Annotated in this window: 24 protein-coding genes; 22 read left to right on the forward strand and 2 right to left on the reverse strand. The window is 67.4% G+C overall.

Annotation, left to right across the window (positions count from 1 at the left end):
* Nucleotides 1-69: 69 nt before the first annotated feature.
* The 10 genes from B7R24_RS04880 (at nucleotide 70) to B7R24_RS04925 (ending at nucleotide 8442) form a co-directional block, all read left to right on the forward strand.
* Entirely contained in the window at nucleotides 70-564 is a 495-nt protein-coding gene (locus B7R24_RS04880; RefSeq protein ID WP_116417862.1) for an MFS transporter, read from the forward strand.
* 212 nt (nucleotides 565-776) lie between these two features.
* On the forward strand, nucleotides 777-1124 hold the full coding sequence (rplS, locus tag B7R24_RS04885; RefSeq protein WP_116417863.1) for a 50S ribosomal protein L19: 348 nt from the start codon (nucleotides 777-779) through the stop codon (nucleotides 1122-1124).
* A gap of 160 nt (nucleotides 1125-1284) precedes the next feature.
* Nucleotides 1285-2049, forward strand: a complete 765-nt coding sequence (lepB, locus tag B7R24_RS04890; protein ID WP_116417864.1) for a signal peptidase I — start codon at nucleotides 1285-1287, stop codon at nucleotides 2047-2049.
* Nucleotides 2046-2765: a ribonuclease HII gene (locus B7R24_RS04895; protein ID WP_116417865.1), complete on the forward strand. Its 720-nt coding sequence runs from the start codon at nucleotides 2046-2048 to the stop codon at nucleotides 2763-2765. Before lepB ends, B7R24_RS04895 begins: the two co-directional genes overlap by 4 nt.
* 12 nt (nucleotides 2766-2777) lie before the next feature.
* Nucleotides 2778-3101, forward strand: a complete 324-nt coding sequence (locus tag B7R24_RS04900; protein ID WP_104244363.1) for a DUF2469 domain-containing protein — start codon at nucleotides 2778-2780, stop codon at nucleotides 3099-3101.
* Nucleotides 3102-3201: 100 nt separating this feature from the next.
* On the forward strand, nucleotides 3202-3558 hold the full coding sequence (locus B7R24_RS04905; RefSeq protein WP_116417866.1) for a YraN family protein: 357 nt from the start codon (nucleotides 3202-3204) through the stop codon (nucleotides 3556-3558).
* Complete coding sequence (locus B7R24_RS04910; protein ID WP_116417867.1) at nucleotides 3555-5090, forward strand: YifB family Mg chelatase-like AAA ATPase; 1536 nt, start codon at nucleotides 3555-3557, stop codon at nucleotides 5088-5090. The genes B7R24_RS04905 and B7R24_RS04910 overlap by 4 nt, the downstream gene beginning before the upstream one ends.
* Nucleotides 5087-6451, forward strand: coding sequence for a DNA-processing protein DprA (dprA, locus tag B7R24_RS04915; RefSeq protein WP_116417868.1), 1365 nt, complete (start codon nucleotides 5087-5089; stop codon nucleotides 6449-6451). Before B7R24_RS04910 ends, dprA begins: the two co-directional genes overlap by 4 nt.
* A 37-nt stretch (nucleotides 6452-6488) precedes the next feature.
* The gene (locus B7R24_RS04920; RefSeq protein ID WP_116417869.1) at nucleotides 6489-7415 is read left to right on the forward strand and encodes a phosphodiesterase; all 927 of its coding nucleotides are present in this window, start codon (nucleotides 6489-6491) and stop codon (nucleotides 7413-7415) included.
* A 31-nt stretch (nucleotides 7416-7446) separates the two neighbouring features.
* The gene (locus B7R24_RS04925) at nucleotides 7447-8442 is read left to right on the forward strand and encodes a tyrosine-type recombinase/integrase (protein WP_116417870.1); all 996 of its coding nucleotides are present in this window, start codon (nucleotides 7447-7449) and stop codon (nucleotides 8440-8442) included.
* 154 nt (nucleotides 8443-8596) lie between these two features.
* Here the strand turns inward: B7R24_RS04925 and B7R24_RS04930 are convergent, their stop codons facing one another.
* Nucleotides 8597-9316 (reverse strand): M23 family metallopeptidase, encoded by a 720-nt coding sequence (locus B7R24_RS04930; RefSeq protein ID WP_116417983.1) that lies wholly within the window; start codon nucleotides 9314-9316, stop codon nucleotides 8597-8599.
* A 170-nt stretch (nucleotides 9317-9486) separates the two neighbouring features.
* Between B7R24_RS04930 and B7R24_RS04935 the strand changes: the two genes are divergently transcribed.
* From B7R24_RS04935 to B7R24_RS04975, 9 genes are all read left to right on the forward strand, one after another.
* Nucleotides 9487-10998, forward strand: coding sequence for a sugar porter family MFS transporter (locus B7R24_RS04935; RefSeq protein ID WP_116417984.1), 1512 nt, complete (start codon nucleotides 9487-9489; stop codon nucleotides 10996-10998).
* Nucleotides 10999-11231: 233 nt separating this feature from the next.
* Complete coding sequence (gene rpsB, locus B7R24_RS04940) at nucleotides 11232-12284, forward strand: 30S ribosomal protein S2 (protein ID WP_116417871.1); 1053 nt, start codon at nucleotides 11232-11234, stop codon at nucleotides 12282-12284.
* 100 nt (nucleotides 12285-12384) lie between these two features.
* On the forward strand, nucleotides 12385-13212 hold the full coding sequence (gene tsf, locus B7R24_RS04945) for a translation elongation factor Ts (RefSeq protein WP_116417872.1): 828 nt from the start codon (nucleotides 12385-12387) through the stop codon (nucleotides 13210-13212).
* A 105-nt stretch (nucleotides 13213-13317) separates the two neighbouring features.
* A complete protein-coding gene (gene pyrH, locus B7R24_RS04950; RefSeq protein WP_116417873.1) occupies nucleotides 13318-14043 on the forward strand; it encodes a UMP kinase in 726 nt (241 codons plus the stop codon).
* Nucleotides 14044-14115: 72 nt separating this feature from the next.
* On the forward strand, nucleotides 14116-14670 hold the full coding sequence (gene frr, locus B7R24_RS04955) for a ribosome recycling factor (RefSeq protein ID WP_116417874.1): 555 nt from the start codon (nucleotides 14116-14118) through the stop codon (nucleotides 14668-14670).
* A 29-nt stretch (nucleotides 14671-14699) separates the two neighbouring features.
* Nucleotides 14700-15656: a phosphatidate cytidylyltransferase gene (locus tag B7R24_RS04960; protein ID WP_253259274.1), complete on the forward strand. Its 957-nt coding sequence runs from the start codon at nucleotides 14700-14702 to the stop codon at nucleotides 15654-15656.
* A gap of 82 nt (nucleotides 15657-15738) precedes the next feature.
* Nucleotides 15739-16335: a DivIVA domain-containing protein gene (locus B7R24_RS04965; RefSeq protein ID WP_116417876.1), complete on the forward strand. Its 597-nt coding sequence runs from the start codon at nucleotides 15739-15741 to the stop codon at nucleotides 16333-16335.
* Nucleotides 16336-16641, forward strand: a complete 306-nt coding sequence (locus B7R24_RS04970) for a hypothetical protein (protein ID WP_116417877.1) — start codon at nucleotides 16336-16338, stop codon at nucleotides 16639-16641.
* Nucleotides 16638-17363 carry an alpha/beta hydrolase gene (locus B7R24_RS04975; protein ID WP_172582710.1) on the forward strand — a complete coding sequence of 242 codons (726 nt, stop codon included), beginning with the start codon at nucleotides 16638-16640 and terminating at the stop codon, nucleotides 17361-17363. The genes B7R24_RS04970 and B7R24_RS04975 overlap by 4 nt, the downstream gene beginning before the upstream one ends.
* 15 nt (nucleotides 17364-17378) lie before the next feature.
* On the opposite strand, the gene B7R24_RS04980 is transcribed toward B7R24_RS04975, so the two are convergent.
* A complete protein-coding gene (locus tag B7R24_RS04980; protein ID WP_116417878.1) occupies nucleotides 17379-18434 on the reverse strand; it encodes an AI-2E family transporter in 1056 nt (351 codons plus the stop codon).
* A 148-nt stretch (nucleotides 18435-18582) separates the two neighbouring features.
* Here B7R24_RS04980 and B7R24_RS04985 point away from each other — a divergent pair, with 148 nt between their 5' ends.
* The 3 genes from B7R24_RS04985 (at nucleotide 18583) to B7R24_RS04995 (ending at nucleotide 22625) form a co-directional block, all read left to right on the forward strand.
* A complete protein-coding gene (locus tag B7R24_RS04985; RefSeq protein WP_116417879.1) occupies nucleotides 18583-20406 on the forward strand; it encodes a hypothetical protein in 1824 nt (607 codons plus the stop codon).
* A complete protein-coding gene (locus tag B7R24_RS04990) occupies nucleotides 20403-21425 on the forward strand; it encodes a tetratricopeptide repeat protein (protein ID WP_116417880.1) in 1023 nt (340 codons plus the stop codon). The genes B7R24_RS04985 and B7R24_RS04990 overlap by 4 nt, the downstream gene beginning before the upstream one ends.
* 135 nt (nucleotides 21426-21560) lie before the next feature.
* The gene (locus tag B7R24_RS04995) at nucleotides 21561-22625 is read left to right on the forward strand and encodes an AI-2E family transporter (protein WP_253259275.1); all 1065 of its coding nucleotides are present in this window, start codon (nucleotides 21561-21563) and stop codon (nucleotides 22623-22625) included.
* Nucleotides 22626-22642 lie beyond the last annotated feature (17 nt).

Consider the following 22642-nt stretch of genomic DNA (forward strand, 5'->3'; position numbering starts at 1 on the left):
CCTTTGACTTGCCTGTGTTTTCTTCTGGCCGTGAGACTCCGCCTAGGCTACTCGCCGTACTCTTGAGCCATGTTCGTACGTCGGGCCTTCTTCTACTGGCAGGTTGCTGCCGTCGTTCTGCTGCCCCTCTGGGTGCTGATCGGATGGTCGGTCTTCGGCGGCCAGGTCTGGCAGTTTCTCCTCGTGATGCTCGCGTGCGGCGTTCTGGCGCTGGCGATGGCAGCCGTCGGTGTTCTCATCTGGGCGCGCAAGGGTGTTCGGGCGACGAAGACGCTGTCGTGGCTGGATGTCATGATGGTCGCTCTCTGGCACGTCTCGATCATCGTTCTGGGCTTCTTCACCCCGGCTGCCTCGCTGGTCGCGGTCGCTGCGGTGCTGCTCGGCCTCGGTGCCTTCTGGGCGGCGATCTACCAGCTCGTTCGCGAGACCCGCCAGAGGGTGCAGGGCGTGTTCGACTCGTTCCAGTACGCCGCGCAAATGGGAGCTTCGCCCCAGATGGCCCGCGAACCCCTGGCCGAGGGCGAGTACATCGTCATCGAGACCGGCCGCACCGCCCAGAAGTAGCAATGCGGCATCCCGTCGCCTGAAGCAACCGGGTGTACGGCCGATGTCTTTGCGGAATCATGCGTTCTCATGGCAGACTGTTCGATTGTGCCGCCGCCAGACTCTGCCACAGGGGAGTCCTGCAGTTACGATCGCACACCACTCCACTGACTGGCCCCCACTGGGCCTCTAGAACGTAGTCGACCTGTGGCGGTTACAGAGAGCGATACACCATGCACATTCTCGACAGCGTCGACGCGGCCTCACTGCGGAGCGACGTTCCCGACTTCCGCGCCGGTGACACCGTTCGCGTCCACGTGAACATCATCGAAGGTACGCGTTCGCGCGTGCAGGTCTTCCAGGGCGTCGTCATCGGCCGCTCGGGCGAAGGCATCCGCGAGACATTCTGCGTTCGCAAGGTCAGCTTCCAGGTCGGCGTCGAGCGTACCTTCCCGGTGCACTCCCCGATCATCGACCACATCGAGGTCGTCACGCGCGGCGACGTGCGTCGCGCCAAGCTGTACTACCTGCGCGGTCTCCGCGGCAAAAAGGCCAAGATCAAAGAGAAGCGCGACGCCTAGGCCCTCGCTTTCTCGTTCGGGTCCAGGCAATCGAGCGGTATTCCTGTGGTCGTCCTGACGTTTGGATGACTGGGCTGGGAAAACGCCGGTTTCGCTCTGCGACACGAACATTCCCCTGAGCTCCTGACCCATAAAATGGGTCGGGAGCTCAGGTGGTTAAATGACAGAAACATCGCTGCGGCCACGATCGGATCGTGGTGGCAGGCGTCGGGGGCGACGCCAGAAGAGTGCGGCACTCTTCATCCGGGACATCATCGTCATCTTCCTGATCGCCCTTCTCGCCTCCGTGCTCATCAAGACCTTCCTCGTCAGGTCGTTCTACATTCCTTCGGGGTCGATGGAGAACACGCTGCAGGTGGGCGACCGCATCCTGGTCAATGAGCTCGAGCCACGCCTCATCCCGATCCAGCGCGGCGACGTCGTCGTGTTCAAAGATCCGGGCGGGTGGCTGCCGGCCCACACCGATGCTCCCGTCTCTCCGCTCGTCGGCGCCGTCAACTGGGTGCTCGACGCGGTCGGGCTCGCGGCGACCGACAGCAACGACCACCTGATCAAGCGGGTGATCGGCCTGCCGGGCGACCACGTCGAGTGCTGCAATGCGGTCGGACAGATGATGGTCAACGGAGTGCCGCTCAACGAGCCCTACCTGAAACTGCCCAGCGGGGTGTCGAAGGTCTCCGACCTGGCCTTCGATGTGACGGTGCCCGAGGACTCGCTGTGGGTGATGGGCGACAACCGCTACAACTCAGCCGATTCGCGCTACAACCAGACCAATCCCGGGGGCGGTTTCGTGCCGGAGAGCGACGTTGTGGGTCGTGCGCTCTGGATCACCTTCCCCGTCGGCCGGTGGACCTTTCTCGACAACTTCTCATCGGTGTTCCGGGGGGCGAAAGACGCGGCGGCCTCATCGGGGGGCTCCGGATGACCGGGGACTCGGGTGTCGTCGCGGTTCGTGCCGCGAAGCAACGTCACTCCGGTGTGTGCGACCCCTCTCTTCGCCATGAGCGGAGGCTCGGTCGGGATGGCGCGCGCCTCGTCATCGGCGTCGACGAGGTCGGCCGCGGAGCCCTGGCCGGCCCGGTCGCTGTAGGTATGTGCGTGATCGATCCCCATCGGCGCGGTACGTTCCCGGCGGGGCTCCGCGACTCGAAGATGCTCTCGGAAGCCAAGCGGGAACAGCTCGCACCCCTCGCCTCGGCCTGGGCCAGTGCCTCCGCAGTCGGGCTGGCGAGTGCCGACGAGGTCGACCGGCTGGGCATCATCGCCTGCCTCGGGCTCGCCGGCGCCCGCGCGCTCGCTCAGCTCGCTGCCCTGGGTGTGCAGACCGGCGGCTCCGTGATCCTGCTCGACGGGTCGCACAACTGGCTGGCCACACACGTGGCCCACGATGCCCGGGTGGTGATGCGGATCAAAGCCGATCGTGACTGCGCGTCTGTGGCCGCGGCATCCGTCGTCGCCAAGGTACACCGCGACCGCATCATGATCGAGCTCGACACTGTCGCGCCCGGGTACAGCTGGGCCCGCAACAAGGGGTACGCGAGCGCCGCGCATTTCGAGGGGCTCGACCTTCTCGGCGCGACCGACCACCACCGGCGTACCTGGCTGAAGGGCGAGCGGATGCTCGAGGGGTCGGGCGGGTAGACTTGGCTCACCATGGAAGAAGATGAGTTCGAGGATTACGACCGTGAGGTCGAGCTGGCCCTCTACCGCGAATACCGTGACGTCGTGTCGCAGTTCAAGTACGTGATCGAGACGGAACGCCGGTTCTACCTGGCAAACGATGTCGACCTCGTCAGGCGCGACACCGAGCATGACTTCTACTTCGAACTGACGATGAGCGACGTCTGGGTGTGGGACGTGTATCGTTCCGACCGTTTCGTGAAGTCGGTGCGCGTGCTCACCTTCAAAGACGTGAACATCGAAGAGCTGTCGTCGAAGGACTTCGAGCTGCCGAAGGAACTCGCGCTCGACGAGTAGCACTCCCTCACAATCGCTCCTGCGTAGGCGTTCTCCACAGATGTAGACATCGCTCCTTCCGCTTCGTTCCGGCTCGGCCACGCTGGTGGCGGAGGTCGAAATGAGAGCGAAAGACGAGTTGGGCAGACGCGGCGAAACACTCGCCGCCGACTACCTGGTCGAACACGGGTACACGATCCTGGAGCGCAACTGGCGCTGTCGCCAGGGCGAGATCGACGTGATCGCCGAGCACGAGGGTGTCACGGTGTTCGTCGAGGTGAAGACGCGCTCGGGTCTGAGGTATGGGCATCCGTTCGAGGCGATCACCATCGCCAAGCTCGCCCGGTTGAGACGCCTCGCGAGTGCCTGGTGCGATAAGGCCGAGTCGAAGAGGCGACGCATTCGCATCGACGCCATCGGTGTGGTCGCGGCCCCTCGTCAGCCCGTGCTGATCGAGCATCTCACGGGCATCTTCTGATGGTGTCGCGCACACACTCCGTCGCCCTGCTCGGGATGACCGGGTCGATGGTCGAGGTCGAGGCAGACATCGGCAACGGGCTCCCGACGCTGATGATCATCGGTCTGCCCGACACGGCACTGTCTGATGCCCGGGATCGCGTTCGAGCGGCCGCCGCGAACTCGGGGTGCCCGCTGCCCACCAGCAAGATCACGGTGAATCTGTCCCCGGCGGCGCTGCCGAAACACGGCTCGACCTTCGACCTCAGCATCGCGATGGCCATTCTCGCGGCCGCCGGAACGATCTCTGCAGAGTCGATCGAGAACGTCGTGCACCTCGGTGAGCTGAGCCTCGACGGTCGGCTGCGGCCGATGAACGGGGTGCTGCCCGCCATTGCTGCTGCCGCTGCCGAGGGCTTCCGCACCTTCGTCGTGCCGGCGGGCAACCGGCACGAGGCCGAACTCGTGCCCGGCGTTCGCATTGTGCCGGTCATTTCGGTTCGGGATGCCGCGATCCACCACGGAGCGAGCTTCGAACCGATTCCGCTCGATGTCATCGAGGGTACGGAGGCCCGCGATTCGAGCGAGCCGCACCACGAACTCGCCGACGTGATCGGCAACGACGACGCGGTGCTCGCGCTGGTCGCGGCGGCGGCGGGTGGTCACCACATCTTCATGCTCGGGCCTCCGGGTGCGGGCAAGACCATGCTCGCGATGCGTCTGCCGGGGCTGCTGCCCGATCTCGAGACGTCGGCGGCACTCGAGGTGAGTTCGGTGCGCTCGTTGTCGGGTGCGTCTGTGCCGCGCTCGCTCGCTGTGCGGCCGCCCTTCGAGAGTCCGCACCACACGGCCTCTGCGGCCGCGCTCGTCGGTGGGGGTTCGAAGCAGATCCGTCCCGGTGCAGCCGCCCGGGCGTCGCACGGGGTGCTCTTTCTCGACGAGGCCCCCGAATTCGCCACGAGTGCGCTCGACGCCCTCCGGCAGCCGCTGGAGTCCGGCGTCATCAGCATCCACCGCGCGAATGCCATTGCTCGTTTCCCGGGGCGCTTCCAACTCGTACTCGCGGCCAATCCGTGCCCGTGCGGGCAGTACGGCACGGCCGAACTGAACTGCCTCTGCACGCCGAACACCCGTCGCCGTTACCTGGCCCGACTGTCGGGTCCGCTCCTGGACCGCATCGACATCCAGGTGCAGGTCAGGCGGGTGACCGCAGCCCAGCTCCGGATGGGCGCTGGCGAGACCCGATTGACAACGACGGCCGCCCGCGAACACGTTGTGGAGGCGCGTGGGCGCATGGCGCGCCGGCTCGCGGCGACTCCGTGGCGGCTCAACAGCGAGGTTCTAGGAACGTGGTTGCGAACCGGTCCCGAGCGGCTGCCGAGAGGTGCGACCGACGCCCTCGATCGGGCTCTCGAACGGGGCCTCATCACCATGCGCGGTTACGACCGCATCCTCCGGGTCGCCTGGACCCTCTCCGATCTCGACGGCGTCGACCGCCCCACCGCCGACCAGATCGGCCGTGCCCTCTACCTCAGAAAGTCCCTGTCGACATGAGCATCTTCTCGCTTGATGAAACTGTGGTCGTCGAGGCCGTCGTCTCGGTGAGCCCCGACCTGGCCGGTGGCGGGGCGCGGGGTGACGGAGTGGCGGGCGACGAACGGGACGGCCCGCCAGCCGATGACGAGCTCACGGTGCGGGTCGCGGAGCGTTTCGCGCGCGCGACCTGGAGCGGCATCGCTGAGCCGGGTGACTCGCTCGCCGGGCTGCTGGTGCGTGCGCTGGGCGCCGGCGCGGCGCTCAGCGCACTCGTTGAACATCGAACCTCTACCCAGCTCTCTGTGGCGCTGGCCGAGGCCGGGGCGGAGGGCATTCCGGTGGGAGATCTCGACGGGGCACTCGAGCGGTGGCGGCCACGGCTGATCTCCTCCTCGGCACTCACCACCTTGAGACTGGCAGCTCGCTGCGGCGCTCGCCTCGTCGTGCCGGGAGATCCGGAGTGGCCGGAGGCTCTCGGCGACCTCGGTCCGCACGAGCCCCTGGCTCTGTGGATGCGCGGCCGGCCCGATGCCGCAGGCGGTCTGTCGAACTCGATCGCCGTGGTGGGCGCCCGGGCGGCCACGGGGTACGGCGAACACATGGCCATGGAGATCGCGGCGGGGCTCGCCGACCGGGGGTACGGAGTCGTCTCCGGTGCCGCGTACGGCGTCGACGGCATGGCCCACCGCTCGGCGCTCGCGAGTTCGGGGCAGACATTCGCCTTTCTCGCCGGTGGGGTGGACCGCTTCTATCCGAGCGGCCATGACGCCCTGCTCTCCCGCATCGCAGAGGTCGGGGTCGTGCTCTCCGAGCTGCCCTGCGGTTCAGCGCCGACCAAATGGCGGTTCCTGCAGCGCAATCGACTCATCGCGGCTGCAGCCCGGGCCACGGTGGTCGTGGAGGCCGGGGTGCGCAGCGGTTCGCTGAACACGGCCGCGCACGCTGCGGCGCTCGGCCGACCGCTCGGAGCGGTGCCGGGGCCGGTGACCTCCCTGTCGTCGGCCGGGTGTCATCGCCTACTGCGGGAATTCGATGCGACCTGCGTCACCACGGCCGATGAGGTCATCGAGATGATCGGGCCGAGCGTTCACCAGCGGCCGAGGCTCGCTCTCGACCCGGCGAAGCCTCCCGGTGAGCCGCTGCTGGTCGGCGCCCGTGCTTCGTCGGCGGCAGGAGGGCCTCCGAGGGACACGCACCGTTCGGCGGAACAGGTGCGCGTACTCGATGCCGTCAGTCGTCGCACGCCCCGAAGGGCGGTCGACATCGCGAGACGGTCGGGGCTCAGCGTCGCCGTGACGCAGGCGGCCCTCGGCACGCTCGGGGTGGATGGTGCAGTTCATGAGCGCGAGGGCGGCTGGTGCTCAGGAGGTTCGGGGTGAGCGCCTCAGGGTCGGATGTGTTTGGCAGGATGGAGACATGGTCGACTCGAGCGCTCCCACCCACGTCATCGCCCACCTGAGCGACACCCACTTCCTCGCCGACTCGGCCAGGCTCTACGGAGTGGTCGACACCGACTCGACGCTTGCTCGGGCGCTTGCGCAGCTCGAACGCTCCGAAATCGCGCTCGATGCGCTGGTGTTCACGGGCGACATCACCGACCTCGGCCAGCGGGACGCCTACGAGCGCATCAGGGCGATCGTCGAGCCGGCCGCGGCGCGGATGGGTGCGCAGCTGGTCTGGGTGATGGGCAACCACGACTCGAGGCGCCGCATGCGGGTCGAGTTGCTCGGTGAGGGCAAGGCCGACGGTGAGGGCGACGCCGAAGGTGAGGGCGACGAGCCCGTCGACCGGGTGTTCGATCTGAATGGTCTGCGAATGATCGCGCTCGACACCTCGGTCCCCGGATTCCATCACGGCGAACTGACGGCGAAACAGCTCGAGTGGCTGGCGGCAGAGTTGTCGACCCCGGCAGCGCATGGCACGGTGGTGGCGCTGCATCATCCGCCGATCCCGACGAGCCTGCCGCTCATGCCGATCCTCGAGCTGCAGGAGCAGGAGCTGCTTGCGGCGGTGATCAGGGGAACGGACGTTCGTGGCATCCTCGGAGGGCACCTGCACTACTCGACCACCTCACTCTTCGCGGGCGTGCCGATCTCGGTGGCGGCCGCGACCTGCTACGTGATGGATCTCACCGCGGGGCCCCACCGACTGGCGGGAGTCGGCGGCGGGCAGTCGTTCAACCTGGTGCATCTGTATCCGGAGCAGGTGGTGCACTCGGTGGTTCCGATCGGGGATCACGCGTTCGTGAACGACTTTCCCGTAGACCAGGTGAAGCGCATCGAGGCGCTGAGCCCCGAGGGCCGCCGCGAGGCCTTCTCCCGCCACGCCCCGACGACGTCGTGAGCTGCGGTGCGGCTGAGGCATCCTTGACACCATGAGCCTCGAACAGGATGCGCGCGACTTCCTGTCGCACCTCGAGCTCGAGCGGGGCTACTCGCCCAACACGGTGCGCGCCTACCGCGCCGACCTCGCGAACCTGTGTGCGTTTGCGGCCGCGGCGGGCGGAGCGAATGGCGCGGGTGGAACGGAGGCCGCGGGCGAAACGGACGGCGCGGGCGAGGGTTACGGGGGAGGTGGGCACTCACTGACGCTGGGGTTTCTGCGGGACTGGCTGTGGGCGGCGTCCAACCAGGGGTTGTCGAAAGCTACGCTCGCGCGGCGTTCCGCGACGGCGAAGAGCTTCTCGGCCTGGCTTTCCCGAACCCAGCGGCAGTCGGGTGACGCGGGGGTGCGGTTGCGGGCTCCGCGCCCTGAACGGTCCCTTCCCCGGGTGTTGAGCCGGGCATCCATGCAGTCGATCTTCGATGTGCTGGAGCAACGGGCGCAGGATGGAGACCCTATCGCGCAGCGCGACCGTGCGATCGTGGAACTGCTCTACGCGTCGGCGCTCCGGGTGTCGGAGATCGTCGGCATCGATCTCGACGATCTCGACGTCGAACGCAGAACGGTGCTGGTGATGGGGAAGGGTTCGAAGGAGAGGGTGGTGCCGTTCGGCGCGCCGGCGCTCGCGGCGATCATCGAGTACCGGGACCTGGGCCGGCGGGAGCTTCTCGTGCACACAGCGCCGAGGGAGGCCTCGCAGGTGCGCGTGTCGGCGGCCCTCTTCCTCAACTCGCGCGGTGCTCGGCTCGGCACGCGATCGGTCTATTCGATCGTGTCTGAGGTGCTCGCGGGGGTACCGGGGTCGGGGCCGGCGGGTCCGCACGCGTTTCGGCACACAGCAGCGACGCACCTGCTCGACGGAGGAGCCGACCTGCGGGCGGTGCAGGAGATGCTCGGGCACTCGAGCCTCGGCACGACGCAGATCTACACCCACGTGACGACGGAGCGCCTGCGCGCGACCTACCTCGGGGCCCACCCGCGCGCCTGACGGCTTTTGCGCCGGGCCCGGCCCAGCCCGACCCGCGTCAGAGCGCCCCGCTTCAGAGTGGTGAAGGGGGAGCAGCACGGGCGGCGGCTGAGCGCGCGGGACTTCAGAGGGGTGGAGGGGGAGCAGCACAGACGGCGGCAGTGCACGCGAAGCTTCAGCCGGGGTGGAGAGGGAGCAGCACGGACGGCGGCAGTGCGCGCCAGGCTTCAGCCGGGGTGGAGGGGAGCAGGACGGCGCGGGGGATGCCACCGAGGAGCAACAGCGGAGAGACGTAGTCCCCCCGAAGGCGGAGGCCGAGGTGCACACAGCCCAGTTCGCAGTGGGTGGAGGAGGCGACGACGCCGATCTGGTCGCCCGCCGCCACCGTCTGGCCCGCGACGACACTGGGGGTGACCGGTTCGACAGCGGAGACGAGGGAGTCTGCGTGCACGACAGACACGACCGGGCGGTCGACGACGGTGCCGGCGAAGGAGACGGTGCCGGCGGCGATCGCGTAGACCGGCTGGCCCGGGGTGGCCGCGATGTCGATTCCGCGGTGCCCGGCGGAGTATCTCGTGGCGGGGGCCTCGAAGGGGCGGAGAACGGCGTGCGGAGCCTCCGTCGGCCACACGGCGACGATCGAGGGCACGCGCCCCCCAGGAGCACCACCCACACCCGCGCCACCCACACCAGCGCCACCCAGACCAGCACCACCTAGACCAGCACCACCCAGACCAACACCACGCACACCAGCACTACCCGCACCCGCACCCGCACCACCGCCACCCGCGCCAGCGCCGCCCGCCCCCACGCCACCCGACCCGGGGCCGGGAACGACCAGAACGGGCACGATGAGCACGACGAGCAGCAGCGCGAATGGTGTGAGTCTGTACATGAGGGCAGCCTTGCGGTTCGTGCGCAAGTCCCCGTCGCAATAGCTTCATCTGTGGGAAACGGTGGCAAGATCGTAGGTGTGAGGGAGTGCTCGCCCACGGCGGCCGAGAAACGAACCCACGGGTCACGACCACACAGGGCCGCGATGTTCACGTTCCAAAGGGGCACGCCATGGTTGAAACAGCCAGAAGTTCGTCGAAGCAGGAGTCAGAGCAGACTCTGCAGAAGCGTCTCAATCGAAAGGTGATCGCGCTGTCGATCGCCGCAGCGCTCGGCGGGTTCCTGTTCGGGTTCGATTCGTCGGTCATCAACGGCGCGGTCGACGCGATCAAGACCGACTTCGGCCTCGACAACCTGCCGTTCCTGAGCGGGTTCGCCGTGGCATCCGCCCTGCTGGGCTGCGCGGTCGGCGCGTACTTCGCCGGGCGCATCGCCGACCGGCTGGGCCGCATTCCGGTCATGCTGATCGGCGCCGGCCTCTTTCTGGCCAGCTCCATCGGCTCGGCGTTCGCCTTCTCGGTCACCGACCTGATCCTCTGGCGGGTGCTCGGCGGCCTCGGGATCGGCATCGCGAGCGTCATCGCTCCGGCCTACATCGCCGAGATCGCTCCCAAGGCGGTGCGCGGCAGCCTCGGGTCGCTCCAGCAGCTCGCCATCACTCTCGGCATCTTCGCGGCCCTCCTCTCCGATGCCATTCTGGCGAACGCTGCCGGCGATGCGAACAGCCCGCTCTTCTTCGGCGCGGATGCCTGGCGGTGGATGTTCGTGGTCTGCGCCATCCCGGCCATCGTGTACGGCGTGCTGGCCTGGCGCCTGCCCGAATCACCGCGGTATCTCGCGGGCAAGGGGCGCCACGAGGATGCGCGTGACGTTCTGGCGAGCGTGATGCCGAAGGCGCAGGTCGACGATGCCCTCTCCGAGATCGAGCAGTCGCTCAAGGAGGACAAGGAAAACGCTCGCACGGCCAGTCTTCGCGGCAAGCTGTTCGGCCTGCTGCCTGTGGTGTGGGTGGGTATCCTGCTGTCGATGTTCCAGCAGCTCGTGGGCATCAACGTGATCTTCTACTACTCGACGTCACTGTGGAGTTCGGTCGGTTTCGACACGGGGAACGCCGGCACGAGCCTCACCATCTCGGTGGTGACCGCCGTCGTGAACGTTCTGGTCACCTTCGTCGCGATCTTCACTGTCGACAAGGCGGGCCGCCGGCCGCTGCTGCTCATCGGGTCGATCGGGATGTTCGTGAGTCTCGGCGTCATGGCGCTCGCTTTCGCGCAGTCCGTACAGGTCGACGGCAACCCGTCGCTGCCCGGTGCCTGGGGGCCGATCGCCCTGGTCGCCGCCAACCTCTTCGTGATCTCGTTCGGTGCGACCTGGGGCCCACTGGTGTGGGTGCTGCTCGGCGAGATCTTCCCGAACCGCATCCGCGGCAAGGCGCTCGGCATCGCCGCTGCGGCCCAGTGGCTGACGAACTTCGCCATCACCGAGACCTTCCCGGCGCTGTCGGCCTTCTCGCTGCCCTTCACCTATGGCATGTATGCGTTCTTCGCTCTGGTGTCGTTCGTGTTCGTCTTCTTCGCGGTGCCCGAGACGAAGGGGCGTTCGCTGGAGAGCATGGACGATCTCAAGGTCGATCGCGGGGGACGGGCGGCCAAGGCGGCCGCGGCCCTCAAGGCGTCGGCCTAGCGCACAGGTCGAGGCTCCCTCAATCGGTGCTATTCTTTTCGTAGCACCGCGCTCGTCGCGGTGACTACGCGTGCCCATTCGGCCACCACTCCCATTCGGTCTTGTTCCTCTTAGGGGAACGGGCGGGTCTGCGCCGGGCACCAGGAGAGACGATCATCCGATCGTCGCTGAAGAACCGATTCGGCTGAGCCGCGCATCCGTGCGCGCCGGCTGAGAGAACAGGAGAACGGCTCATGGCCGTCGTAACCATCCGCCAGCTGCTCGACAGCGGCGTGCACTTCGGGCACCAGACCCGCCGTTGGAACCCGAAGATGAAGCGCTTCATCTTCACCGAGCGCAGCGGCATCTACATCATCGACCTGCAGCAGTCGCTGGGCTTCATCGACAAGGCCTACGACTTCGTCAAGGAGACGGTCGCCCACGGCGGCACCATCCTCTTCGTCGGCACCAAGAAGCAGGCCCAGGAAGCGATCGCCGAGCAGGCGACCCGCGTCGGCCAGCCCTACGTCAACCAGCGTTGGCTCGGTGGCCTCCTCACCAACTTCCAGACGGTCTCCAAGCGCCTCGCGCGCATGAAGGAGCTGGAGGAGCTCGACTTCGAAGACACCGCGAAGAGCGGTTTCACGAAGAAGGAGCTGCTCATCAAGAAGCGCGAGCTCGACAAGCTGCACAAGAGCCTCGGTGGCATCCGCAACCTCGCGAAGACCCCGTCGGCGCTCTGGGTGGTCGACACCAAGAAGGAGCACCTCGCGATCGACGAGGCGAAGAAGCTCGGCATCCCCGTGATCGGCATCCTCGACACCAACTGCGACCCCGATGAAGTGCAGTACCCGATCCCGGGCAACGACGACGCCATCCGTTCGGTCGGCCTGCTGACGCGTATCATCGCCGACGCTGCCGCCGAGGGCCTCATCCAGCGCCACCAGAAGCCCGAGGAGACCGGCAACGTGTCGGCCGTCGAGCCCCTGGCCGAGTGGGAGCGCGAGCTGCTCGGCGCATCGACCGACAGTGCATCGACCGACAGCGCATCGACCGACAGTGCGTCGACCGATGACGCCGCCACGACGACTCCGGATGCTGCGGCCACCGCTTCGGCAGACGACACCGCTGAAGCACCCGCCGCTCAGGCACCCGCGGCTGAGGCACCCGCCGCCGACGCGACCGAGGTCGAGGAGCCCACCGAGGAGAACGACGCTGACGCGCAGCTCGTCGGCAAGAACATCGGTGACCCTATCGCGAACCCGGTCGCCGAGGCCCGCACGGAAGACCCCGAGCAGACCGTTTAGCCCTTTCCGGTAATCCAGAACACCCATGCACTGCCCGGGAACTGCGGCGTCTTCGCCACAGGCCCGGGCAGAGCTATTCAGCTAGGAGAAGAGAAGCACTATGGCAAACTTCAACGTTGCCGATGTCAAGATTCTGCGCGACCGTCTCGGCGCCGGAATGGTGGACAGCAAGAACGCCCTCGTAGAGGCCGATGGTGACATCGACAAGGCGATCGAGATCCTGCGTCTCAAGGGCCAGAAGGGCGTCGCGAAGCGCGAGGGCCGCGCCACCAGTGAGGGCCTCGTCGCCGCGAAGGAGAATGGCGACACCGCCACGCTCATCGAGCTCGCCTGCGAGACCGACTTCGTCGCGAAGAACCAGAATTTCATCGACCTGAGCGAGAAGGTGCTCGAGGCGGTCACCGCTTCCGGCGCCTCGACCGTCGACGAGGCGCTTGTCGCCTCGGCCGGATCGCAGACCGTCGGCGAGCTCATCTCCGACGAGGCCGCAATCCTCGGCGAGAAGCTCGAGCTGCGCCGCGTCGCGAAGATCAGCGGCGAGCACTTCGCCATCTACCTGCACCGCACGAGCAAAGACCTGCCCCCGCAGGTCGGTGTCGTCGTCGGCTACGCCGGTTCTGACGCAGACACCGCCCGCAGCATCGCGCAGCACATCTCCTTCGCGAACCCCGAGTACGTGACCCGCGACGAGGTTCCTGCCGAGGCTGTCGACGCCGAGCGCAAGATCGTCACCGAGATCGCCGAGAACGAGGGCAAGCCCGCCGCGGCGCTGCCCAAGATCATCGAAGGCCGCCTGACCGGTTACTTCAAGCAGGTCGCCCTGCTCGACCAGGACTACGCGAAAGACAACAAGCAGTCCGTCGCCAAGGTGCTCTCAGACTCCGGTCTGACCGTCGCCGGCTTCGCCCGCTTCAAGGTCGGCGCCTGACCGGCACCGACGCCTGACGAACGAAAGCCCCGACGCCCTTCCCGGCGTCGGGGCTTTTTGTTTACCGGTAGCCTGAACAGCGAACGAACGAAGGGACACCACCACATGTCAGAAGCAACCGGACGACGACGGGTTCTGCTGAAGCTCTCGGGTGAAGCCTTCGGCGGGGGTTCGCTCGGCGTGAACCCCGACGTGGTCGGCGAACTCGCCCGCGAGATCGCCGAGGCCGCCAAGCAGGTCGAGATCGCGATCGTCGTCGGCGGCGGCAACTTCTTTCGCGGCGCGGAGCTCTCCCAGCGCGGCATGGATCGAGGCCGCGCCGACTACATGGGCATGCTCGGCACCGTGATGAACGCCCTCGCCCTGCAGGACTTCCTCGAGCAGGCCGGCGCCGCGACCCGGGTTCAGTCGGCCATCTCGATGACCCAGGTCGCTGAGCCGTACATCCCGCGCCGCGCTGAGCGCCACCTCGAGAAGGGGCGTGTCGTGATCTTCGGTGCAGGCGCCGGCCTGCCCTACTTCTCCACCGACACGGTCGCCGCCCAGCGGGCCCTCGAGATCGGCGCCGACGTGGTTCTCGTCGCGAAGAACGGGGTCGACGGCGTGTACGACTCCGACCCTCGATCGAACCCTGACGCGAAGAAGATCGACAGGCTCACCTACATCGATGCTCTGCAGCGCGAACTCAAGGTCGTCGACTCCACCGCGTTCAGCCTCTGCATGGACAACGACATGCCCATGATGGTGTTCGGCATGGAGCCGATGGGCAATGTGACCAAGGCGATCCTCGGCGAGCGGATCGGTACCCTGGTTCACACCTCGCATGAGTGACGGGGCCGGTGCCGGGGTCGGGTGCCCCGCGCTCTTCGAACTAAACTGGGCCCAGATCTTGAAGGAGCTACTGTGATTGCCGATGTACTGACCGATGCCGCCGAGCGGATGCGCAAAGCGCTGGAGTCGACCAAAGACGACTTCGCGACCGTGCGCACCGGGCGAGCGAACCCTGCCCTCTTCCAGAAGCTCCTGGTCGACTACTACGGTTCGCCGACGCCGCTCGAGCAGCTCGCCTCGCTGCAGAATCCCGAGGCCCGCACGATTCTCGTGACGCCCTACGACAAGGGTGCCCTGCGCGACATCGAGCAGGCTCTCCGCGATATGCCGAACCTCGGGGCAAACCCGACCAACGATGGAACGATCATCCGCGTCACGCTGCCCGACCTCACCGAGGAGCGACGCCGGGAGTTCGTGAAGGTCGTGAAGGGCAAGGCCGAAGACGGCAAAGTCTCGGTGCGAAACATCCGGCGGAAGGCGAAAGACGACCTCGACGCCCTGAAGAGCGAGGTCGGCGACGACGAGGTCGCCCGGGCCGAGAAGGAGCTCGAGGCGAGCACCAGGGCCACCGTCGACGCCATTGACGACGCACTGAAGCGCAAGGAATCAGAACTGCTGGAGATCTAGAGGGTCGGCAGAGTCCCAGGGGAGCGGTCGTGACAGACGACTCGGGTTCGCGAGGCCCGTCGAAACAGAGGCGTGCCTCTGCGGGCATCTCGCGGGCCGAACTCGAAGATCGCGTTCGCGCCCGCCGTGAGCAGTTCGAAGAGGCGAACGAACGAATCACCGCCCGCTCGGGCCGTAACCTGCTGAGCGCCGTGGCCATCGGCCTGGTGCTCGGCGGCCTGATGTTCGTGAGCCTGCTGTTCGTGACCGAGCTGTTCCTCGTGTTCGTCGGGCTGATCGCCTGCATCGGTACCTTGGAGCTGGTCGGTGCGCTGAAACGGTCGGGGCGATACGTGCCCGTCATTCCCTCGGTGATCTCGGCCGCCGGAGTGTCGATCGCCTCGTTCTACGCGGGCGCATCCGGCCAGTGGCTCACTCTGCTCGCCGGAACGGGTCTCGTGCTCGTCTGGCGACTCGGGATGCTCGCAAACCCTGCCCATCGCGCAGACGCGAAGCAGTTGCTGCGCGACCTCGCTGCGGCCGTTCTCGTGCAGACCTATGTCGTCTTCCTCGCCAGCATCTCGATCCTGCTCGTCGCCCAGCCCGATGGCCGCTGGTGGGTTCTGGCGTTCATGCTCGTCGTCATCTGCGTCGACACCGGTGCCTATGCCGCCGGCCTGAACTTCGGGAAGCACCCGATGGCGCCCCGGATCAGCCCGAAGAAGACCTGGGAGGGCTTCGCCGGTGCCCTGCTGGTCGCCCTCGTCGCCGGCGTTCTCCTTTCGATCTTCATGCTGCACCAGCCGTGGTGGTTCGGACTGATCTTCGGTGCCGTACTCACGCTGACGGCGACCTTCGGCGATCTCGCCGAGTCGTTGCTGAAGCGGGACATGGGCATCAAGGACATGAGCACGTGGTTGCCCGGCCACGGCGGGTTCCTCGACCGCCTCGACTCGATGCTGCCGTCGGCTGCGGCGGCCTACGTGCTCTTCATCGTGTTCTCCTAGCCCCGCGGCTTGTTCCAGCCCCGCGGCGAGCCCCGCGGCGCCTATGTGACGTTCTCCCATCGCCGTTTGGCAGAATGGCGGGGTGAGCCAAACATTCCCCGTCACGCGTCGCTCCGAACTCGGCTACCGGGTCGACGACGTCGAGCAGTTCCTCGCGGATGCGCGGAACGCCTACGAGGCCCGCGCCGAGACCCGCGCCGAGGCCCGGGGTGAGCCCGCCGCTGGCGCCCGAACCGCTTCGGGGGACTTCACATCGCGAAGCATCCGGGGCACCTCGTTCGACCTCGTCAAGGGTGGCTACTCCACGCTGCACGTCGACGCGGCACTCGAGCGCCTCGAGGAGGCGTTCGCGGCGCGCGAGCGCGCGCTGGCGAAGCACGAACTCGGCGATGAGGCGTGGTACGAGCTGAACCGCAACCGCGCCCGCGAGATCCTGGCCCGCCTCGACCGGGCGCCGGGTGAGAAGTTCAGGCGCGCGGGCCGGCTCACCGGCGGTTACGACCGGCACCAGGTCGACGCCTTCTGCAGTCGTCTCGTGGCCTACTTCCGCGAGGGGGCGGCGATGGATGTTCCGACCGTGCGATCCGTCGTCTTCACCCCGAAGCTCGGCGGGTACAGTGAGGCCCAGGTCGATCTCGTGCTCGATGCCGTGGTCGACGTGATGATCGCGGTCAAGTAGGTGCCGCGCAGCAATCGGCCGCGCCGCAGGGTCGGCCCGGCCGACGAAGACTCCCGCGCCGACATCGAACGCATGATGACCGGTTCGCGTACCGTCGAGCGCCGCCGCGGCCACGACTGGAACGTGCAGCCCCTGTCGGCGGGCCAGGCGACGAAAGACTACGTGTGCCCCGGATGCTCGCTGCCGATCACCGCCGGAACCGCCCACCTCGTCGCGTGGCGGGCCGACGGCGTGCTCGGCGATGCCAGCGACCTCGCGGCGAGGCGGCACTGGCACGCCCACTGCTGGAGGATCGGAGCGTCATGAGCATCATCGAGATCAGGTCCACGGTCGTACTGCCCGCGGAGCGCGAGAACATCGAGCTGGAGACGGCCGACGGGCTGACGCTGGTGGGGGAGCTGGCCCTGCCGGTGGGGCGCCCGCCGGTCGCGACCCTGGTCACGCTTCATCCGCTGCCCACCGCCGGCGGCTTCATGGACTCGCACATCCTCCGGAAGGCCGCGTGGCGTCTGCCCGCGCTGGCCGACCTCGCCGTGCTGCGCTTCAACACGCGTGGCACGTCGTCACCGCGCGGAACGAGCGAGGGCAGCTTCGACGGCGGGGCGGATGAGCGGCTCGACGTCGCCGCGGCGATGCGGTTCGTCGGCGAGCGTCAGCTGCCGCATCCGTGGCTCGTCGGCTGGTCGTTCGGTACCGAGCTGGCACTGAAGTACGGTCTCGAGCACGAGATCGACGGTGCGATTCTGCTCTCGCCTCCGCTGCACCGCGCGACCGACGACGACCTGCGTGCCTGGGCGGCGAGCGGCGTGCCCCTGGCCGCGCTTGTGCCGGAGTTCGACGACTTCCTGAAGCCTTCCGAGGCCCGGGAGAGGTTCGCGCTGGTTCCCGGCATCGACCTCGTGGCGGTCGACGGCGCGAAGCACCTCTGGGTGGGGGAGACGCAGACCCGGCGCGTGCTGAACGAGATCGTCGAACGCGTGAACCCGGCACGTGCCCCTCTGCCGGAAACCTACGAAACCGGCGAGTAGAAGGTCTGGCGGGGGTCAGCGCTCGTTCTGCGCGGGGATGACGACCTGCTTCACGATCAGCATGATCGAGGCGGCGATGGGAATGGCGACGAGCGCCCCCAGCACGCCGAGCAGCGAACCGCCGGCCAGCGCGGCGATCACGACGACGGAGCCCGGAACCGACACGGCCCGCCGCATGATGTTCGGGCTGAGGAGGTAAGCCTCGACCTGCATGTAGATGAGGTAGTAGATCCCGGCAACGAGTGCGGTGAGCGGCGAGCCGATCGTCGGGATGATGCAGATGCCCACGATGATCACCGACCCGGTGATCGTTCCGACGAGGGGGATGAGCGACAGGATGCCCGCGATGAAGGCCAGCACGGCGGCGTAGGGGGCCTGGATGATCGAGAGGAAGATGAAGCTCAGCACGCCGTTGCACGCGGCCAGGGCCACCTGCCCGACCACGTAGCGACCGACCGCATCCGTGATCTGCTCGCCCAGGTCAGCGAACCGCTCGCGCTTCGACGCCGGCACCAGGAGATAGACGGTGCGCTTCATCATGCCGAGGTTGGCCGTGAAGAAGAGGGTGAGAATGATGACGATCACCACTCCGAAGACGCCGTTCGCAATTCCGACGCCCACAGCCAATGCCCCGCCGGCGATCGTGGTGATGTTGCCGGGGTCTTGCAGGTACTTGGTGACGGCATCCACCACGGCCTGCACATCGATGTAGCCACCGAGCGAATCGGTGAGGTCGGAGGCCCACGTCGAGGAGGTGAGCTGGTCGAAGAGGAGGGGGACCTGGCTGAACAGCTGCGTCAGCTGGTCGACGATGATCGGCAGAACGGCGAACACCAGGCCGGTGACCACGCCGGCCACGAGCACGACGACGAAGAGGATGGCGAGGGCCCGTGGCCACTTCTTGCGCTGCAGCCACGAGACCAGGGGATCAAGGCCCAGGGCGAGGAAGATCGCGATGCCGACGTAGGTCAGAACGGTGGCGAGGCTGCCGACCGCGAAGAGGATGACCAGCCCCACGCCCACCCCGAGGGTGCCGACCAGACCGAACACGAACGCGTTCTGGATCTTCACAGCTTCTCCTCGCCACGCACTGCGGATGCGGTGCGCAGGGTCATTCTAGGGGAGCGGCCGAATCGTGGATTAGCCGCCTCCACCGAAGTCTGGGAGCATACCCAAGGAGGATCAGCTATCTTTTAATGTCCTTGTCTGGAGTTCACACGTGCGATTCATTCTTGCCATCTTCGCCTTCGTCGTTGCGACGGCGCTCATCGGCATCGGTATCGCCGAACGCACGGTGCTGCTTCCGCCCTCCTCGCTGAGTGTCTCCACCGCGACGAGCGGCACCTCGCCCTACCTCTACATCGACAGCAGCGTGCTCCAGGCCGAGAGCGGCAACCAGACCCTGACCCTCGGCGGCAGCTCGAAGGTGTTCGCGGCCTACGGGCGCACCGACGATGTGAAGGCCTGGCTGAACGGGTCGGCCTACGACAGCATCGGGTACAGCGCGGGCAGCGGCAGCGACGACAGTCTCACCTCGACGACCGTGGCGGCCACTCCCGACGGCGAGGCGAATGTGGCGAGCGGGTCGAGCAACCCCGACGGCTCCGATCTCTGGCTCGAGCAGTACACGAGCGACGGCACCATGAACCGCACGTTCAACCTGCCCGCGGGGTACTCGCTCATCGTCGCCGACGACGGAACGGCGCCCGCTCCCACGTCGGTGCAGATCTCGTGGCCGCTCGACGACAGCACGCCCCTGGCCGTCCCGTTCCTGCTCGCCGGGGCCTTCTTCCTGCTCGCCGGGCTCGTGCTGCTGATTCTCGGGCTGCACCACCTGCGCAAATCGCAGGGCCCCCGCCGCAAGCCGCCGGCGCTGCCCCGGGGCCGCGGAAAGCGTTTCTCGTCGTCACGCCACAACGCGATCGAGTCCGGGGTCGGCCGTCGTGGTCGCCGCTCAATCTCGCGTTCGGTCGCGGTTATCGCCCCTGTCGCGCTTCTGACGAGCCTGGCCTTCGGCGGGCAGGCCTACGCCGAGGTGACGCCGACTCCCGGCTCGACGCCTGCAACAACCTCCACTCCGACGCCCACTCCCGACGTCGCCACCGCCGAGCCCACCCCGGCGCCGACGAGCGTGAGCGGCCCGCCGCCCGCCGTCACCGAGGCGCAGCTGAACGGTATCCTCACCAAGATCTCGGCAACGACGAACGCGGCGGATGCTGCGTCAGACGCGACCGCGCTGGCAACGCGGTTCACGGGGCCGGCCCTCGACCTCCGCACCGAGACCTACACGATCCGAAAGACCTATCCGGCCTACGCGGCACCGCAGGCCATCCCCGCGGCGCCGGCCTCCCTCACGCTGCCCCAGGCAACGGATTCCTGGCCCCGCACGGTCTTCACAATCGTCTCGAACCCCGATGACAAGACCATCGCCCCGCTCTCGCTGATGCTCGTCCAGGAGACACCGCGAAGCGTCTACAAGGTGTACTACGCCATCGCGCTCGAGCCCGACACGACCATCCCGCCCGTCGCACCGCCCACCATCGGCACCTCTCGACTGTCGAACGACACGAAGCTGCTCTCGGAGACACCGGCCGATGTCGCCGCCGGATACGCCGACATCCTCGCGGTCGGCCAGGCCAGCACCTTCTTCGACCAGTTCGACGCGACCGGCGACACCCTGCGCACCAGCGTCGGTGCCGACTACAAGGCCGAGAAGAAGGCCGGGCTGCAGAACACCGCCGTCCTCGAGTATGCCAAGGTCGCCGGTACCGGGGAGAGCATCGCGCTGGCGACGAACCAGTCCGGCGCGATCGTCGCCCTCAACATCCGAGAGTCCGAGACCGCGAGGGTTGTCGTTCCGGGCGCCACGGTCAAGACCGAGGGTGCAGTGACAGTGGCTTCGGGAGTACTCGACACCCCCAAGGGCACCGAAGCGATCTACGACTACCAGCTGCTCTTCTACATCCCGCCGTCAGGTGACGCCTCGAAGGTCAGACTTCTCGGTTTCGCCCAGGGCCTACTGTCTGCAAAGGAATTGCCGTGAGCCAGGTTCCCCCCTCCGCCGCCAGCCTCCGAGGGGCGGTCGACCTCTCGTCCCTGGTTAACCGTGCTGCCGCTCCCGCCCCGGGCGCGGCAGGCGCAGCCGGTTCCGGTGCTGCTGTCGGGGCTGGTATGCCCGGCACACCCGGCGGTGCGCCCGGTGCCGGTGTCAGCGTGCCGAGCCTGCTGCTCGATGCGACCGACGCCACGATCTCGCAGGTGCTCGATCTCTCCAATGCCGTGCCCGTCATCGTGGAGCTGTGGGCGTCGTACGCCGACGCCTCCCGCGTGCTGGCACCCGTCATCCAGAAGCTCATCCTCGAGTACGGCGGCCAGCTCGTGCTGGTGCGGGTCGACACCGAGAGCAATCCGCAGCTGACCGCTGCCTTCCAGGCCCAGACCGTTCCGACGGTGGCCGCGATCATCGCCGGGCGGCCGGTGGCCCTGTTCGAGGGCGCCCAGCCCGAGGCATCCGTTCGCGACGTGTTCGACCAGGTGCTGCAGCTCGCCGAGCAGAACGGGGTCACCGGATCGGCGATCCCCGCAGACGGCCGGGTCGCAGGGGCCGAGGGCGATGCCGACGGTGCGGCCGAGCCGGTCGAGGAGCCACTGCCACCGCACCATGCCGAGGCGTTCGAGGCCATCTCGCGCGGAGACTACAAGCTCGCGATCGCCGAGTACGAGAAGGCCATCGCCCAGGGTCCCCGTGACCAGCTCGCGATTGCCGGCCTGGCTCAGGTCAAGCTGCTCGACCGGCTCGACGGCACGACTCTCGACGCCATCAGGAGCGGTGCGGCAGCTGCGCCCGACGATATCGACGCGCAGCTGCTCGTCGCCGACCTCGACGTCTCGGGCGGACACGTCGAAGACGCGTTCGACCGCATCCTGGGCCTGTTCGCGAGGGCCGACCAGCCGACGAAAGACCTGCTGCGCACCCGGCTGCTCGACCTGTTCGAGGTCGTCGGTACCGACGACCCGCGGGTGACCGCGGCCCGCCGCCGGCTGACCATGCTGCTGTACTGACAGGCCTCGCCCCCGCACTGACGCCGCCACCCGTGTCAGCTGTCGGCCGGGCATGCCCGGCTGCAATACAGTCGACCTATGTGGAAACGAACGCCCCCAGCACCCTCCCAGGCAAAAGTCTCACCTGAAGTGCAGGTGGCGACCGAGGGGTCGCGGGCCTTCGCGCAGGTCAACGCCTTCAAGATCGGTCTGCTCGGGGCTCTCGGGGTGCTGGTCGCCCTCGTCATCGGCGGCCTGGTCACCCAGCTGGGCACCGTGCTCATCTACGTGGGCGTCGCGCTGTTCATCGCACTGGGGCTCGATCCCCTGGTGTCGAGGCTGTCGAAGCGGATGCCCCGAGGCCTGGCCATCGGGGTCGTGTTCGGCTTCGTGGTGCTCGTTCTCGCGGCGCTGCTCCTGACGATCATCCCGATCATCGTGGAGCAGACCGGCAACCTCGTCAACAACTTTCCGACCTACATCTCCAACCTGCAGGCCCAGCAGTGGGTGAAAGACCTCGAACAGCAGCTGTCGGGCGTCGTCAGCGTCGACGACATCATCACCAACCTGCAGTCGTTCCTCAGCCCCGACAAGATCCTCTCTGTCGGCGGCGGCATCCTGGCGGTGGGCGCCGGTGTGGCGAGCGGGGTGACGGGCACGGTCATCGTGCTGATCCTCACGCTGTACTTCCTCGCCTCGCTGCGTTCGATGAAGCGCGTCACGTACCGTTTCGTGCCCGCCACCAAGCGCGCGTCGTTCGCGGACATCACCGAGCAGATCACGGCGGCCGTGGGTCGGTACGTGGTCGGCCAGATCTCCCTGGCGCTGGTCAACGGCGTGCTGAGCTTCATCTTTCTGACGATCATCGGGGCGCCCCTGCCGGTGCTGCTCGCGTTCATTGCGTTCCTGCTGTCACTGGTGCCGCTCGTGGGTACGGTCACCGGGTCGGCCATCATCGTGCTCATCAGCCTGCTCGCGTCGCCGCTCACCGCGCTCGTCGCTGCGATCTACTACCTCGTCTACATGCAGGTGGAGGCGTACCTTCTGAGCCCGCGCATCATGAACAAGGCGGTGTCGGTGCCCGGCGCGGTCGTGGTGATCGGCGCGGTAGCGGGTGGCACCATCGGCGGCGTACTCGGCGCCCTGGTCGCCATCCCGATAGCGGCCTCCGTCATCATCATCATCGAGAAGGTCGTCTTCCCCCAGCAGGACGCCAAATAACAATCGAGAGGTCGATA

The sequence above is a fragment of the Subtercola boreus genome, assembly GCF_003399645.1.
In the GTDB taxonomy this organism is placed as follows: Bacteria; Actinomycetota; Actinomycetes; order Actinomycetales; family Microbacteriaceae; genus Subtercola; species Subtercola boreus_A.